This is a genomic window from Pseudomonas sp. LM13 (assembly GCF_041381355.1).
GTDB classification, from domain to species: domain Bacteria; phylum Pseudomonadota; class Gammaproteobacteria; order Pseudomonadales; family Pseudomonadaceae; genus Stutzerimonas; species Stutzerimonas frequens.
Genome location: NZ_JACBXH010000040.1, coordinates 1 through 14,632 on the forward strand (window position 1 = coordinate 1; position 14,632 = coordinate 14,632).

The following is a 14,632-nucleotide window of genomic DNA, read 5'->3' on the forward strand; positions in this document are numbered from 1 at the left end:
CTAGTCATCGCCTACCCGCCCGGCACGGGTGCGGCCGTAGCCGGCGTACAGACTCAGCGTGCGCTCGGCGTGGCCGGGCATGATCCACACAGGACCGACAATCACCTGCTGGCCCAGCGTGACCCGTACCACGTCGCCGTTGGAAAGCCGCTGCTCCTCGGCGAGCTTTGGCGCAACACCGATGACGTTGTCCCAGGTCAGCTTGGTGATCGGCTTGGGCAGCTCCTGCAGCCAGCCGAGGTTGGCCAGTCGACCGTCCCACACGCAGGGGTCGGGCAGAAAGCGCAGGGACAGGCCTTCGGCCGCGGCGGGCGGCGCGCCCCAAGCCAGCGGCCGTGCATCGACCTTCACCGGCGGCAGTTCCGAGTCGGACAGAAAGCCGCGTTCCAGGGCTTGGCGCCAGGCGCTTTCGTCGAGCGATTGCCAGGTCTTGCGCAGCTCGGCGCGGCCGCTCGGGTCGAGATCGCCCTGCAGCAGCGCGAGGATCTCCGACAGCGTGCGGCTGCTGTAGAAGGTGCGCACCAGCGGCTGGCCGAGGCAAACGCTGCCATCCGCGGCGCGGCCGTCGTGCCAGCCGTCGAGGTCGTGGGTCAACGGCAGGTGCCAGTGGCTGAAGGCAGCGGTCTCGTCGTAATAGAGCCCGGCATGGATGCGCAACGGGACACGGTCGAGCGCATCGGCGAACGCGAGGTCGGCCGGCGCCGTGTTCACCGGGTTGCAGTCGAGCATCAGCAGCGTCTCGACCTGGCCGGCATGCATCGCCTCGACCAGCGTCGGCAGCTCGGCCAGACGTTGCCCGCCGGCCTCCAACCAGAGCACCGGCTCACTGTAATCGAGGGTATGGCCGACATTGCCGAGCCGCGCGTTGAGCCGGTGCACGGCGGCCTGCACGTCCAGCGGGGTCCGCTCGCCAGCGGTGATCAAGCAACGGCCGCGCCGCGCCTCGAGCCCGCGGGCGACGGCCTCGATCCAGCGCTGACGTTCGGCCGGCAATGGCTCGGCGGGACCGCGCCCCTCGCCGAGGGCGGCCGCCAGTGTCTGCAGGTAACGCGGCAGCTCGTCGGGTTCGATGCGCTTGCGCTCGCTGGCCCTGGCGCCGGTCAGCGTCGGCACCGATTCGACGATCAGCAGCCGCGCCTCGCCCTCCCCCTTCGCTGCGGTGCGCTTGCGTTCACCCCAGCGCACGGCGTGCGGTAGCTCGCGCGGCCCCGTGCCGAGCCAATCGTGCTCGAAGCTCAGCACCCACTCGGCCGCATCGAAGCGGTAATGGGTTTCCAGCGGCCGGCCGAAGGCACGCTCGGCGGCAAGGTAGCCGTCGCCTTCGAAGGGCTCGAAGCGATACAGACGGGCGTCGGGCCAGCGCTGCAAGAGGTCGCCGAGCTGGCGTTGCAAGGTCGGGGAACTGCTGGCGCCGAGCAGCAGATGCAGGCCACGGCCGCGCTGGTGATCGAGGCGCTCGGCAGCGCCGCTGGCCTCTTGCAGAAAGCTGTCCCAAGTGGTGTCGACACCCTTGAAGCGTGGCACCTGCGAGCGGTCCGGGTCATACAGCTGAAGAATCATCGCCTGGATGATGGCGGTACTGGCGCCGCGGCTGACCGGGTGCTGCGGGTTGCCTTCGAGCTTGGTCGGACGGCCGACGTGGGTACGCCCGAGCACCGGCTGTGCGTAGCCGGCGAAGGCTACCGAACTGGCATACCACTGCGCCTCGCCGGGGATGAGTTTTTCCGGTTGGCGGACGTAGGGCACGCCCTTCTCCGGCTTGCCACAGCCGGCCAGGCCGGCCATTGCCAGCGAGGCGCCCATCACCTGGAGGAAGCGGCGACGGTCCATCTGCGGCGCAACCGAGGGAAACTCGGTCTCGACGAATTCGGCGAAGGCCGGCTCGTCGGCCAACTGTTCGAGGCTGCGCCAGTAGCGCGGACCGCGCTCGTTTTCCAGACGCGCACGGATGGCCGTCCAGTCGAGTGGTGTGCGGTGCTGCGGGTTGGCGTCGTCTCGAATGTCCATGGCTTACCGGTGGCAGGTGTAGCAGTGGGTCAGGTCGCCTTCGGCGATGCGTCGCTTGCGCATCAGCGCCTCACCGAGGGCGCGCCGGTCACCAGCGTAGTGCCAGCTCATGTCGGTCACTGCGGCGCGCGGTCGTAGCCGCGGCGCCGGGTCCTGATGACAGTCCAAGCACCAGCTCATGCTGAACGGCTCGGCCTTGCGCATCAGCGGCATGCTGTCGACCTGCCCATGGCATTCGGCGCAGCCGACGCCGGCGTTCACGTGCACACCGTGGTGGAAGAACACGTAGTCCGGCAGCTCGTTGACCCGGTTCCAGTGCAGCGGCTCGCCCTGCAAGAGGCTCTGGCGCACCGGCGCGAGCATCTCGGCGCCGGTCCACAACTGCGAATGGCAGCTCATGCAGGTGTGCGTCGATGGCAGGCCGGCCACGGCGCTCGTCTCGACATTGTCGTGGCAGTAGCGGCAATCGATCTGTAGCGCGCCGGCGTGGTGTTCGTGGCTGAAGGGCACAGGCTGATCCACCGTCAGCCCCACGCCGGTGACATAGGACGAACGCGACAGTATGACGAACGCGACGAAACCCCCGACCAGCCCCAGGAACAGCAGGAGCAGGACCAGGCGCAGCCACATGTCGGCAGAACGCGGGAAGAGCTGGGCCATCAGACGAACGGCATCCGGGTCGTTTGGTTTTTGTATCCGTCTGTTTCTGGACCGTGCGCACGGCATGAGTTCAACGCCACGGCCAAATCCATACAAATCGGCGGGGAACGTTTCCGGAGGCCGGTCAGTCAGCTATGGACAACAGCTAGCCTCGACCGCCCACCCACGGCGGAACGAGTGCCCACAGGAAGCGCCGGACCGTGCCGGCAACAGGCCAGGGAACGCCGGCCCGCCCCACCACCGCGACAAGACGGAGGCCTGATGAGCGACTGCACGATCCATTACGACGGCAAAGCCCTGGTCGGTAAGGCCGACACCCCGCTGATCGACTTTCTCGCCAAGCATGGCATCGACCTGCCGCACGTCTGCTACCACAGGGCGCTCGGCTCACCGCAAACCTGCGACGTGTGCTGGGTCCAGGTCGACGGCGAACTGGTGCGCGGCTGCACGCTCAAGGCACGCGACGGCCTGCAGGTGACCAGCGAGATCGCCGAGGCGAAGGCCGCACGCGAGGAAGGCATGGACCGGCTGGTGGCCAAGCACGAGCTGTACTGCACGCTGTGCGAGCACAACACCGGCGACTGCACGCTGCACAACACCTACGCGCAGATCAATCCGCCGATCCAGCGCTACGAATTCAAGCGCAAGCCGTACGAGAAGGACCACTCCAACCCCTTCTACACCTACGATCCGGACCAGTGCATTCTCTGCGGGCGCTGCGTCGAGGCCTGCCAGAACGTCGAGGTCAACGAGACCTTGTCGATCGACTTCACCATGGAGCACCCCCGCGTGCTGTGGGACGGCGGCAAGCCGATCGACCAGTCGAGCTGCGTCAGCTGCGGCCACTGCGTCACCGTATGCCCGTGCAACGCGCTGCTGGAAAAGACCATGCAACCCGACGCCGGCCCCTTCACCGCGCTGCCGCAGGACGTCAAGCGGCCGATGATCGACATGGTCAAGACGCTCGAGGAAACCATCGGCGCGCGGCCGATCACCGCCCTCTCGAAGATGGACATGCACTGGCGCCAGCCGGAGATCAAGCGCACCAAGACCGTGTGCACCTACTGTGGCGTGGGCTGCTCGTTCGAGATGTGGACGCGCGACCGGCACATCCTCAAGGTGCAGCCGGTGGTCGACGCCCCGGCCAACGGCATTTCTACCTGCATCAAGGGCAAGTTTGCCTGGGACTTCGTCAACGACCCGAAACGCCTGACCACGCCGCTGATCCGCGAGAACGGCCAGTTCCGCGAAGCGAGCTGGGATGAGGCGCTGGACCTGGTCGCCCATCGCCTGTTGCAGATCCGCGACACCCACGGGCCGGACGCCATCGGCTTCATCGGCTCGAGCAAGGCGAGCAACGAAGAGGCCTATCTGACACAGAAGATCGCCCGCGCGATCATCGGCACCCACAGCGTCGACAACTCATCGCGCTACTGCCAGAACCCGGCGACCAAGGGCCTGTTCCGCACCGTCGGCTACGGCGGCGACTCGGGCACCATCGCGGACATGGAAAAGGCCGACCTGATCGTCATCGTCGGCAGCAATCTGTCCGAGAACCACCCGGTAATCGCCTCCAAACTGAAGGCGCAGAAGAAGCATCGTGGGCAGAAGCTAGTGGTGTTCGACCCACGCCGCCACGAGATGGCTGAGCGTGCCGACCTGCACCTGCGGCCCAACTCGAGCACCGACCTGGTCTGGGCCTCGGCGCTGGCGCGCTATATGTTCGATCACGGATACGCCGACCTCGATTTCCTCGACAGCCGGGTCAATCAGGTCGAGGAATACAGAAAATCGCTCGAGCCTTTCACCATGGACTTCGCTGCCGAGGTCACCGGCATCGCCAAGGACAAGCTGATCGAGGCCGCCGAGCTGATCGGCCAGGCCGACTCGGTCTGCCTGCTCTGGGCCATGGGCATCACCCAGCACAGCCACGGTTCGGACACCAGCACGGCGTTATCCAACCTCTTGCTGGTCACCGGCAATTACGGCCGGCCCGGCACCGGCGGCTACCCGATGCGCGGCCACAACAACGTGCAAGGCGCCAGCGATTTCGGCTGCCTGAAAAACATGTATCCCGGTTACGAGAAAGTCACCGAGGAGAAATACCGCGACAAGTGGGCCAAGGCCTGGGGCGTGCCAAAGGAGCGGCTGCCGCTGGAGAAGGGCAACGACAACTTCACCATGGTGCAGAAAGCCCGCGAGGGCTCGGTGAAGGCCATGTACATCATCGGCGAGGAGACCGCCTTCTCCGATGCCAACAGCCGCAACGTGCATAGCGGCTTCGAAAATCTGGACTTCATGGTGGTGCAGGACATCTTCATGAGCCGCACCGCCGAATTCGCCGACGTGGTGCTACCAGCCTGCCCCTCGGTAGAGAAGGACGGCACCTTCACCAACACCGAGCGGCGCATCCAGCGCTTCTACCAGGTGCTGCCGCCGCTGGGGAACAGCCGCCCAGACTGGCAGATCTTCACCGACCTGGCCAAACGCATGGGGCATGACTGGGGCTATAGCCACCCGAGCCAGATCATGGACGAGGCGGCCGGCATCGCCACCATGTTCCAGGGCATCAGCTACGAGCGGCTCGAAGGCTGGCAATCGCTGTTCTGGCCCATGCAGAGCGACGGCAGCACCACACCGCTGCTCTACACCGAGCGCTTCCACACCGACGACGGCAAGGCCGTGCTGTTCCCGCTGGAATGGAAGGAGCCGGCCGAAGCCGCCGACGACGAGTACGACATCATGCTCGATAACGGCCGCATGCTCGAGCAGTTCCAGGCCACCAATCAGACCGGGCGCGGCCCACGCATCTGGTCGCAGGCACCGAACTGGTTCGTCGAGGTCAGCCCGGAACTGGCCGCCGAGCGCGGCATCGAGGACGGCACCTGGCTGAAGATCAGCTCCCGCCGCGGCTCGGTGGAGGTGCGTGCCACCGTGACCGAGCGAGTCGCCGGCAAGACGCTGTTCATGCCCATCCACCAAGGAAAGCCTGGCCTCAACCTGCTGACCGGCGAGCACCACGATCCCGACGTGAACACGCCGGCCTACAAGGAAACCGCGGTGAAGCTGGAAGTGCTGGCCGAAAAAGGCGAACCGCCATTGCCGTCCAACAGCTTCCGCCACGCCAAGCGCACCCCCAACGAAGGTGTGCCCGTCGAGGTGAAGTGGTACCGCGACGACTACGTCGCCCCGCCCACCCAAGCCCCGCATCCGGAGAGATTCTGATGGCCCAGCGAATCAACTACGACGTCAAGCCGACGCCGATCGGCCCCAGCGCGCGCGAGGAACTCGATACCCTGCTCGAAACCCTGCACCAGCGTGGCGTGCTGCGCTTTGCCAACGACCTGGCGGGCTCGCATGACCGCGTGCTCAAGGTACTGGTCGATGGGATGAGCAAGGAAGGCTCGCTCAATGCCGTGCAGAACCTGTCAATCCTCGGCATGGCGCTGTCGCGCATCGAGCCCGCGCAATTTTGCAAAGTGGTGTTTGCCTTCCAAGAAGCCTTCCATGCCGTCGGGCATTACAAACCCGACGGCAAGCACGACGAGGCGCCAGGCGTTACCGGCGCCTACAAGATGCTCCACGACGACGAACTGTGGGCGGCGCTGATGCCCATCATCGAGGGGCTCAAGAGCTTCGCGGGCGGTCTGGACAAGGACGCGGAAAAACCGATCACCAGGTTCAGTGGCAAGCAAACCGAGCAATGAGGCAAAGCGGCTATGGCCGTTACCGGTCGTTACCGCTCGAACACAAGCGAGCAGCCGGTGCTTGGGGAACTCCGGCTGCTCGTTGCAGGTATGGAGGGCTGGCGTTGGTACCGATCGCGGGCTCGCATCGGTCAGGGGCTGGTACAGCGATACCAGCCACGGTAACCGACGTGCAGGCCCTGCTCCAGCTCGAACAGCATGTCGGCCTCACGCTGTTCGGCCGGCCTTGAATCGCCCCCTTCGCCCGCTGGCTCGATTCTGACCGACATACCGTCACCACTCAGTGTGAAACCACCGACTTCAGCCTCATGCCCCGCAAGCTTTACCAATCGGCCATGGATCTTCACCACCCCTTGGCCGGCGTTATCGCCAGTCACCTGAAAAACAGCCACGGGCTTGCTTTCCGCTGTGTAGGCGAAAGCACACCGCGGGCCTACACCCAGCACCTTCTCGATTTCGGCAGCGTCAAGCGTCTGCGGATCGATGGTTGGGATGTCGGGCATGCCCACCGCTTCACGCGCACCGACCATCTTCGGTGACGGGTCGCTCATCAGCGGCTTTTCAACACCCTCTCCAGGCGCGGGATCGCCACAGGCGGCCAGCGACAGAACCGCGAAAGGCGCAAGCAATTTACAAGCGAGCGAACCCTGGCCGCTCCGGTGCAGATGAAGACGCATCAGTCGACCCTCTCAAGTTCATTGATCAGATACTTCATTTCCGATATTTCACGACGCTGAGCCGCAATGATCTCATCGGCCAGTTTGCGAACCCGCGGGTCGGTAATTTGCGCGCGCTCGCTGGTCATGATCGCAATCGAATGATGGGGGATCATGGCTTTCATATATTCGGCATCACCAACGGTAGCCTGGCTACGGACCAGCCAGAGCGTCAGGGCAAATACAACGAGGCTGCCGATATATATAGCGATATTGATCCGCTTTTTCTGATACATGCTCAGCATGAAACTCAGCATGATTACGGCCATGACAGCCCCCATCAACAGCGCCATCCAGGCGCGGGTCTCGCTCCAAAATACATGTTCGAATGCGTAAGTATTTAAATACATCAAGCCGAACATGGCGACTGTAGAAGTTGCGATCATGGCGGCGAAGCGCCAATAAGACATCTGCATCATCGTTTTCCTTTCAGTTCCCGTGCGTACCTGATTGCTGACCTAGCGCGGCATATTCGCTGGCAGACATACCAGGCAGCTGTTTCACGAAAGCGGCGATATTCCAGAGCTCTCCATCGTCATGCGTTTCGCCGAAAGCCGGCATCGCCGACATACGCACGCCATGCTTGATCAGCCAGAACACCTCGTTCGGCTGCCAATGTGCGGCCTCCTCGACGAGATGCGGTGGTTGCGGTAAAAGGCCTCGAGCCCACTCGGCGCGTTCCACGCCTGGGCCTGCATGGCAGTGCTGACACATCGCCTTGTAATGCTCTGCACCGGCAGCGATCTGCTCCTCGGAGAGTTCCGGCACGTCCAGGTCCTCCGCTCTGGCTGCCACTGAGTTCTCCATGGTGGTGGTCGACACCCAGCGAACAAAGGGTGAGTGATCCTGAGAAGCGGCAACGTTGTATGCGCCGGTATACGCAACTAGCAAAACCAGCAAAAAAACAAACAAAGCGGCCAATACAAGCCCAACCACTAAGCCTTTTAGCAAGGAGCTCTGAGTTTTTTGCATAAGTGATTATGCCTCCAGGTTAATCAGCGGCGCCTGAGGCATAGACAAAACAACACGGCGCATAGTTGCCAACAAATAGTTACCTTACAAAAAAGTAATCTAGGCAGGTGAGGCAAAACGCTATTGGTCAGTTCTAACCGATCTTCTAGTTAGTCGGCTACCTATATTCTTGAATTATGTGCAGACTAATCGCTGTAGGGACTGTATTGTCTGATCGAGCGAGAGCCGGTGGCGCCTTTGGCCGCACGCTATAACCGGTGAGACTGCGATCTTTCAGAGCCAAGACGGACGGACTGGATCATGCGTGTGCTGTTGACGACAGACGCACCATCCATCGAACTGAGCGCTTCTCAAACCGATTTTGTGGAGCACAGGCTGTCCGCAGGCAGCGGCAGCGGCAGCGGCATCGATAGCGCGCTCGGTAGCTAAGCTGGATTTTTGGTAGCCGCGGGCAGCCACTTCGAGCGCAACGATGGTTACACGCTGGCCCTGATGGCCATACGCCGCAGACGCGAGCACTGACGATAAAAAAGATCTGCCGCAAGAATTACGCAAGGGCCAAACAGCGGACACAAAAAAAGCTGCCCTAGGGCAGCTTTTCTTGTCTCATCACGTCCATAGGAAGTGAACTGAGTAATATGGCGCAGCGGACGGGACTCGAACCCGCGACCCCCGGCGTGACAGGCCGGTATTCTAACCGACTGAACTACCGCTGCGCGTCGGCCGGACTTTCGTCCGAAATCTCACAAAGGTTGGTGGCTGATGACGGGATCGAACCGCCGACCCCCTGCGTGTGATGCAGGTGCTCTCCCAGCTGAGCTAATCAGCCGATCGCCTTGCGAGGCGCGCAATTTACTCACCCCCCTAAGCTAAGTCAACAGCAGCATTGAATTTTTTTTACCAAAGCGTGGTCAACTGAGACTGCCGCATCGCTTTGTAACTTTGTTCGGGCACCATCCGCTCACCCGGATTGTCTGAAATTTCGGCTGCGGTATCGTCAAAAGTGATCTAGAAATGCTGTAACGCCTGACAACAGCCCCGCGCCCAGGGAACCTACAACAAGAGCGCCACGGAGTATTTCGCTTGCCATTGCCGGGAAAACTGCGCAATTACCGTCAACACGTCCCACTGCTTGCCAGCATCGTGCTCCTTTGTATCTACGCCGTTTATCTGGCCACCCGGCTCGAGCAGTGGCTGGATCTGAGCCGTGCACCAGCGCCGGCAGACATCTATGAGCAGAACGTCGGCGGAGCGAGCGGACCAGACATGCAGCGGCTGGAGATCCTGTTCGGCTCGGCCGCGCCCTCCGACGCCTATGCGCCTTCGGCAGCCGCCAGCGGTTTCACCCTGCGTGGCAGCTTCGTGCACATCGAGCCAGAGCGATCGAGCGCCATCGTCCAGGTCGATGGGCAGCCACCGAAGCTGTACTGGCAGGGACAGGACCTGCAGGATGGCGTGAGCCTGCATAAGGTCTATCCCAACCATGTGGAATTGCTGCGCAACGGCACCGTAGAGGTGCTGCATTTTCCCGAAACTCGATCGCCAGCCTACGTTCCGAACGAGCCGACCTATCCGGAAGAAACAGCCAATAGCGAACTCGCGACGGACGAGTCGCAGCTGATGCAGCAACAGATGGACGCTTTGCGCCAGCAGCTGGAAGAAGCCGTCATCCAGCCTGACGCCGCACCCTCCAACGACCAGCCCATGGAAGACGATTGACCGATGCCGAAGCCTTTCTCGCGCTCACTGCTTGCCCTGCTAGCCACCGGCCTGCTGGCCGCCCCGCTGCCCTTGATCGCAGCCGAACCGGGTATCGAACCGAGTCCGAATCAGCAAGACGGCTGGACCATCAACCTCAAGGACGCCGACATCCGCGCGTTCATTGATCAGATCAGCCAGCTCAGCGGCCAGACGTTCATCGTCGATCCGCGAGTGAAGGGCCAGGTCAGCGTGGTATCCAACGCGACCCTGTCGCTGAGCGAGGTCTATCAGCTGTTCCTTTCGGTAATGGCGACGCATGGATTCAGCGTACTGACTCAAGGTGATGTCGCGCGGGTCATACCGAACGCCGAAGCCAAGGCGGAAGCCGGTGGTGGGCCGACCGGTGGCGACCAGTTGGAGACCCGGGTAATCCAGGTGCAACACACTTCCGCCGCCGAGCTGATTCCGCTGATCCGCCCACTGGTTCCGCAGTACGGTCATCTCGCAGCCGTTTCATCGGCCAACGCGCTGATCATCAGCGACCGCAGCGCCAATATCGCGCGCATACAGAATCTGGTGGACCAGCTCGACCAGGCCGAAAGCAACGACTACAGCGTGCTCAACCTGCGCCATGGCTGGGCGGTCGATATTGCCGAAGTCCTACGTAACGCGATGATCCGCGGCGAAGCGAAAAGTGCACCGGGCGTGCAGATCATTGCCGATTCGCGCACCAATCGACTGATCTTCATCGGCCCAAGCGAGGCACGGGGCAAACTCGCCGCACTGGCTCAGTCACTCGACACGCCAGCCACCCGTTCGGCCAATACTCGCGTCATCCGCTTGCGCCACAACGATGCGAAATCCCTTGCCGAAACACTTGGCGACATCTCCGAAGGCCTGCAGAACCCGGACACTGGCGAGGCTGGCAGCGGTACCGGGCGGTCGCAGAACATCCTGATTCGTGCCGATGAAAGCCTGAATGCGCTGGTGCTGCTGGCCGATCCCGAGCTGATCGGTACGCTGGAAAGCATCGTCAGGCAGCTGGACGTTCCGCGCGCGCAAGTCATGGTCGAGGCGGCCATCGTCGAAGTTTCGGGCGACATCACCGATGCGCTCGGCGTGCAGTGGGCCATTGACGCTCGCGGCAGTACTGGCGGCGCCGGCGGCGTAAGCTTCGGCAACACCGGCATTTCGGTCGGAAGCGTACTGAATGCGATCAATGAGAACGAAATCCCCAGCGAGCTGCCAGACGGTGCGATCATCGGCGTCGGTACGCGCAGTTTTGGCGCCCTGATCACCGCACTGTCCTCCAACAGCAAGAGCAATCTGCTGTCGACACCCAGCCTGCTGACCCTCGACAACCAGGAAGCGGAGATCCTGGTCGGCCAGAACGTGCCATTCCAGACCGGCTCCTACACCACCGACTCGGCTGGAGCGAACAACCCGTTCACCACCATCGAGCGCCAGGACATCGGTGTGACGCTCAAGGTCACACCCCACATCAACGAGGGGGCCACCCTGCGCCTGCAGATCGAGCAGGAAATATCGTCCATCGCCCCAAGTGCCAGTTTGACGGCACAGGCCGTCGACCTGGTGACCAACAAGCGCTCGATCAAGAGCACCATCCTCGCCGAGGATGGCCAGGTTATCGTCCTCGGGGGCCTGATCCAGGACGACGTGACGCGGACCAACGCCAAGGTACCGCTGCTCGGCGATATCCCCCTGCTCGGCGCGTTATTCCGTTCCACACAGGAGACTCACGTCAAACGCAACCTGATGGTCTTCCTGCGGCCGACGGTGATACGCGATCGCGCCGGGCTCGCCGCGCTGTCCGGGAAGAAGTACAGCGATATCCGGGTGATCGAGACCGATTCGGCCAGTCCGACCATCCTTCCGGCCAATCCTACGCAGCTGTTTGATGGCCGAGGCGAACCCGCACCGGCCATTGATCTACGTCAGTAAACGACGGCACCTGGCGGCGTTGCGTGTTCAGCGGGGGATGAGGCAACCAACCCCACAGCGGCAGTCGAACGGCGCCGCCATGGGATGGTGCGGTGGCTCAGAGTGCCGCCAACCCGCGAGCCAGGTCGGCCTTGAGATCGTCCACGTCCTCCAGCCCCACCGCAACGCGGATCAGGCTGTCGCTGATGCCCGCGGTCGCGCGATCCTCGGCCGACAGCCGACCATGGGTGGTCGAGCCGGGATGGGTGATGGTGGTCTTGCTGTCGCCCAGGTTGGCAGTGATCGAGATCAGCCGGGTGGCGTCGATGAATCGCCAGGCGCCCGCCTTGCCTCCGGTCACTTCGAAACTCAGCACCGCGCCGAAGCCCTTCTGCTGACGCTTGGCCAGCTCATGCTGGGGATGGCTCGGTAACCCAGCGTAGTACACGCGCTCCACACCCGGCTGCTGCTCCAGCCACTCGGCAAGCGTCTGAGCACTGGCGCAATGGGCCTGCATGCGCAGGCGCAATGTTTCCAGCCCCTTGAGGAACACCCAGGCGTTGAATGGACTGAGCGTCGGCCCGGCCGTGCGCAGAAAGCCGACCACTTCCTTCATCTGCTCGCTGCGCCCGGCTACCACGCCGCCCAGGCAGCGACCCTGCCCGTCGATGTATTTGGTTGCCGAGTGAATGACGATATCCGCGCCCAGCGTCAACGGCTGCTGCAGCACCGGCGTGCAGAAGCAATTATCCACCGCCAACATGGCGCCCTTGTCATGGCAGAGCTGCGCCAACGCAGCGATATCCACCAGCTCCGCCAACGGGTTGGACGGCGATTCGACGAACACCAGCCTGGTGTTCTCCTTGAAGGCGGATTCCCATGCAGCGAAATCGGTGAGCGGCACATAATCGACCTGCACACCGAAGCGCTTGAAGTACTTCTCGAACAGCGAGACGGTGGCGCCGAACACGCTGCGCGAAACCAGTACATGGTCACCAGCCGAGCATAGGCTCATCACGGTGGCGAGGATCGCTGCCATCCCGGAAGCGGTGGCGACGGCCTGCTCGGCGCCCTCCAGCGCGGCGATACGCTCCTCGAATGCCCGCACGGTCGGATTGGTGTAGCGCGAGTAGACGTTGCCCGGCACATCGCCGGCGAAGCGAGCAGCCGCGTCGGCGGCGCTGCGGAACACGTAACTGGAGGTGAAGAACAACGGCTCACCATGCTCGGCCTCCGGCGTGCGGCGCTGGCCGGCGCGCACTGCGAGAGTATCGAGTCCGACCCCTTCGAGATCGCTATCGAGCCGTCCGGCTTCCCATTCAATGGTCATAGTCTTGCCTCAGCCGGCGCAGCTTTGCCGCGTCCGGCATGGATCAATTGTTGTACAGATCGATGATCGCGCTGACCGCATTGGTCTTGGCCTTGCTCAGATCGTTGCGTGCCTGCTCGATCTTCTGCAGGTAGACCTCGTCGATATCGCCAGTGATGTAGTTGCCGTCGAACACCGCGCAATCGAAGTTCTCGATCTTGACCTTGCCGCCGCCTACCGCATCGATCAGGTCCTCCAGATCCTGGTAGACCAGCCAGTCGGCACCGATCAGTTCGGCCACTTCCTCGGTGGTGCGGTTGTGCGCGATCAGCTCGTGGGCACTGGGCATGTCGATGCCGTATACGTTGGGGTAGCGCACCGCCGGCGCCGCCGAGCAGAAGTAGACATTCTTCGCCCCGGCTTCGCGGGCCATCTGGATGATCTGCTTGCAGGTGGTCCCACGCACGATGGAATCGTCCACCAGCATGACGTTCTTGCCGCGGAACTCCAGATCGATGGCATTGAGCTTCTGGCGCACCGACTTCTTGCGTGCAGCCTGGCCGGGCATGATGAAAGTACGGCCGATGTAGCGGTTCTTGACGAATCCTTCGCGGAACTTCACGCCGAGCCGGTTGGCCAGCTCCAGCGCCGCGGTGCGGCTGGTGTCCGGAATTGGAATGACCACATCAATGTCGTGATCGGGACGCTCGCGCAGGATCTTGTCGGCCAGCTTCTCGCCCATACGCAGACGCGCCTTGTACACCGACACGCCGTCCATCAGGGAGTCGGAACGCGCCAGGTAGACGTACTCGAAGATGCATGGCGCGAGCTTCGGCGCGTCCGCGCACTGGCGGGTGAACAGTTTGCCGTCAGTGGTAATGTACACCGCCTCACCCGGCGCCAGGTCGCGAATCAGGGTGAAGCCGAGCACATCGAGTGACACGCTTTCCGAAGCGATCATGTACTCGACGCCTTCGTCGGTGTGGCGCTGGCCGAAGACGATCGGGCGAATTGCATTCGGGTCGCGGAAACCGACGATGCCATAACCGGTCACCATCGCCACCACGGCGTAACCACCGCGGCAACGCTCGTGGACCTTGCTGACGGCGGCGAAGACGTCTTCTTCGGTCGGCTGCAGCTTGCCGCGCACGGCCAGTTCGTGGGCGAACACGTTGAGCAGCACCTCGGAATCTGAGCTGGTGTTCACGTGGCGCAGATCCGACTCGTAGATCTCCTTGGTCAGCTGGTCGACATTGGTCAGGTTGCCGTTGTGCGCCAGGGTGATGCCGTACGGCGAGTTCACATAGAACGGCTGGGCTTCGGCCGAACTGGAGCTGCCGGCTGTGGGGTAACGGATATGGCCGATGCCCATGTTGCCAACCAGGCGCTGCATGTGGCGCTGCTGGAATACGTCGCGCACCAGGCCGTTGTCCTTGCGCAGAAACAGGCGACCGTCGTGGCTGGTCACGATACCGGCTGCATCCTGGCCGCGGTGCTGCAGTACGGTAAGCGCGTCATACAGCGCCTGATTGACGTTCGACTTACCGACGATGCCGACAATGCCACACATGCAAGGAACCCCTCAGTTATTACAAGCTGGCCGAATGCGCAGGCAAACC

At 62.8% G+C, this 14,632-nt stretch carries 12 protein-coding genes and 2 tRNA genes; 5 read left to right on the top strand and 9 right to left on the bottom strand.

Going from position 1 to position 14,632, the window contains the following annotated elements; translation table 11 throughout:
• Both HZR81_RS19390 and HZR81_RS19395 read right to left on the bottom strand, forming a co-directional pair.
• Positions 1-2,007: a TAT-variant-translocated molybdopterin oxidoreductase gene (locus HZR81_RS19390; RefSeq protein ID WP_500129011.1), complete on the bottom strand. Its 2,007-nt coding sequence runs from the start codon at positions 2,005-2,007 to the stop codon at positions 1-3.
• A gap of 3 nt (positions 2,008-2,010) precedes the next feature.
• Positions 2,011-2,667: a cytochrome c3 family protein gene (locus HZR81_RS19395; protein ID WP_500129012.1), complete on the bottom strand. Its 657-nt coding sequence runs from the start codon at positions 2,665-2,667 to the stop codon at positions 2,011-2,013.
• A 261-nt stretch (positions 2,668-2,928) separates the two neighbouring features.
• Between HZR81_RS19395 and fdhF the strand changes: the two genes are divergently transcribed.
• Both fdhF and HZR81_RS19405 read left to right on the top strand, forming a co-directional pair.
• A complete protein-coding gene (gene fdhF / locus HZR81_RS19400; protein ID WP_500129013.1) occupies positions 2,929-5,892 on the top strand; it encodes a formate dehydrogenase subunit alpha in 2,964 nt (987 codons plus the stop codon).
• The gene (locus tag HZR81_RS19405) at positions 5,892-6,374 is read left to right on the top strand and encodes a DUF1641 domain-containing protein (RefSeq protein ID WP_102841357.1); all 483 of its coding nucleotides are present in this window, start codon (positions 5,892-5,894) and stop codon (positions 6,372-6,374) included. The genes fdhF and HZR81_RS19405 overlap by 1 nt, the downstream gene beginning before the upstream one ends.
• A 131-nt stretch (positions 6,375-6,505) precedes the next feature.
• Here HZR81_RS19405 and HZR81_RS19410 read toward each other — a convergent pair whose 3' ends face one another.
• The 3 genes from HZR81_RS19410 to HZR81_RS19420 are packed head-to-tail and all read right to left on the bottom strand — an operon-like array spanning position 6,506 to position 8,062.
• Positions 6,506-7,051 (bottom strand): DUF6692 family protein, encoded by a 546-nt coding sequence (locus HZR81_RS19410; RefSeq protein ID WP_500129014.1) that lies wholly within the window; start codon positions 7,049-7,051, stop codon positions 6,506-6,508.
• Positions 7,051-7,506, bottom strand: coding sequence for a DUF305 domain-containing protein (locus HZR81_RS19415; protein WP_200629972.1), 456 nt, complete (start codon positions 7,504-7,506; stop codon positions 7,051-7,053). The genes HZR81_RS19410 and HZR81_RS19415 overlap by 1 nt, the downstream gene beginning before the upstream one ends.
• 13 nt (positions 7,507-7,519) lie before the next feature.
• Positions 7,520-8,062, bottom strand: a complete 543-nt coding sequence (locus HZR81_RS19420; RefSeq protein ID WP_102841359.1) for a c-type cytochrome — start codon at positions 8,060-8,062, stop codon at positions 7,520-7,522.
• A gap of 300 nt (positions 8,063-8,362) precedes the next feature.
• On the opposite strand from HZR81_RS19420, the gene HZR81_RS19425 reads away from it, so the two are divergent.
• Positions 8,363-8,491, top strand: a complete 129-nt coding sequence (locus tag HZR81_RS19425; RefSeq protein ID WP_500129015.1) for a hypothetical protein — start codon at positions 8,363-8,365, stop codon at positions 8,489-8,491.
• Between the two features lie 210 nt (positions 8,492-8,701).
• Here the strand turns inward: HZR81_RS19425 and HZR81_RS19430 are convergent.
• Together HZR81_RS19430 and HZR81_RS19435 are read right to left on the bottom strand one after the other, a co-directional pair.
• Positions 8,702-8,778 (bottom strand) — tRNA-Asp (locus HZR81_RS19430).
• A 37-nt stretch (positions 8,779-8,815) separates the two neighbouring features.
• Positions 8,816-8,891, bottom strand: a tRNA-Val gene (locus HZR81_RS19435).
• Between the two features lie 254 nt (positions 8,892-9,145).
• Here HZR81_RS19435 and HZR81_RS19440 point away from each other — a divergent pair.
• Together HZR81_RS19440 and gspD are read left to right on the top strand one after the other, a co-directional pair.
• A complete protein-coding gene (locus tag HZR81_RS19440; protein WP_500129016.1) occupies positions 9,146-9,781 on the top strand; it encodes a type II secretion system protein N in 636 nt (211 codons plus the stop codon).
• A gap of 3 nt (positions 9,782-9,784) precedes the next feature.
• Complete coding sequence (gene gspD, locus HZR81_RS19445; protein WP_500129017.1) at positions 9,785-11,725, top strand: type II secretion system secretin GspD; 1,941 nt, start codon at positions 9,785-9,787, stop codon at positions 11,723-11,725.
• A 97-nt stretch (positions 11,726-11,822) separates the two neighbouring features.
• Here gspD and HZR81_RS19450 read toward each other — a convergent pair whose 3' ends face one another.
• The gene (locus HZR81_RS19450; protein WP_500129018.1) at positions 11,823-13,034 is read right to left on the bottom strand and encodes an O-succinylhomoserine sulfhydrylase; all 1,212 of its coding nucleotides are present in this window, start codon (positions 13,032-13,034) and stop codon (positions 11,823-11,825) included.
• Positions 13,035-13,077: 43 nt separating this feature from the next.
• Positions 13,078-14,583: an amidophosphoribosyltransferase gene (purF, locus tag HZR81_RS19455; protein ID WP_063543519.1), complete on the bottom strand. Its 1,506-nt coding sequence runs from the start codon at positions 14,581-14,583 to the stop codon at positions 13,078-13,080.
• Positions 14,584-14,632 lie beyond the last annotated feature (49 nt).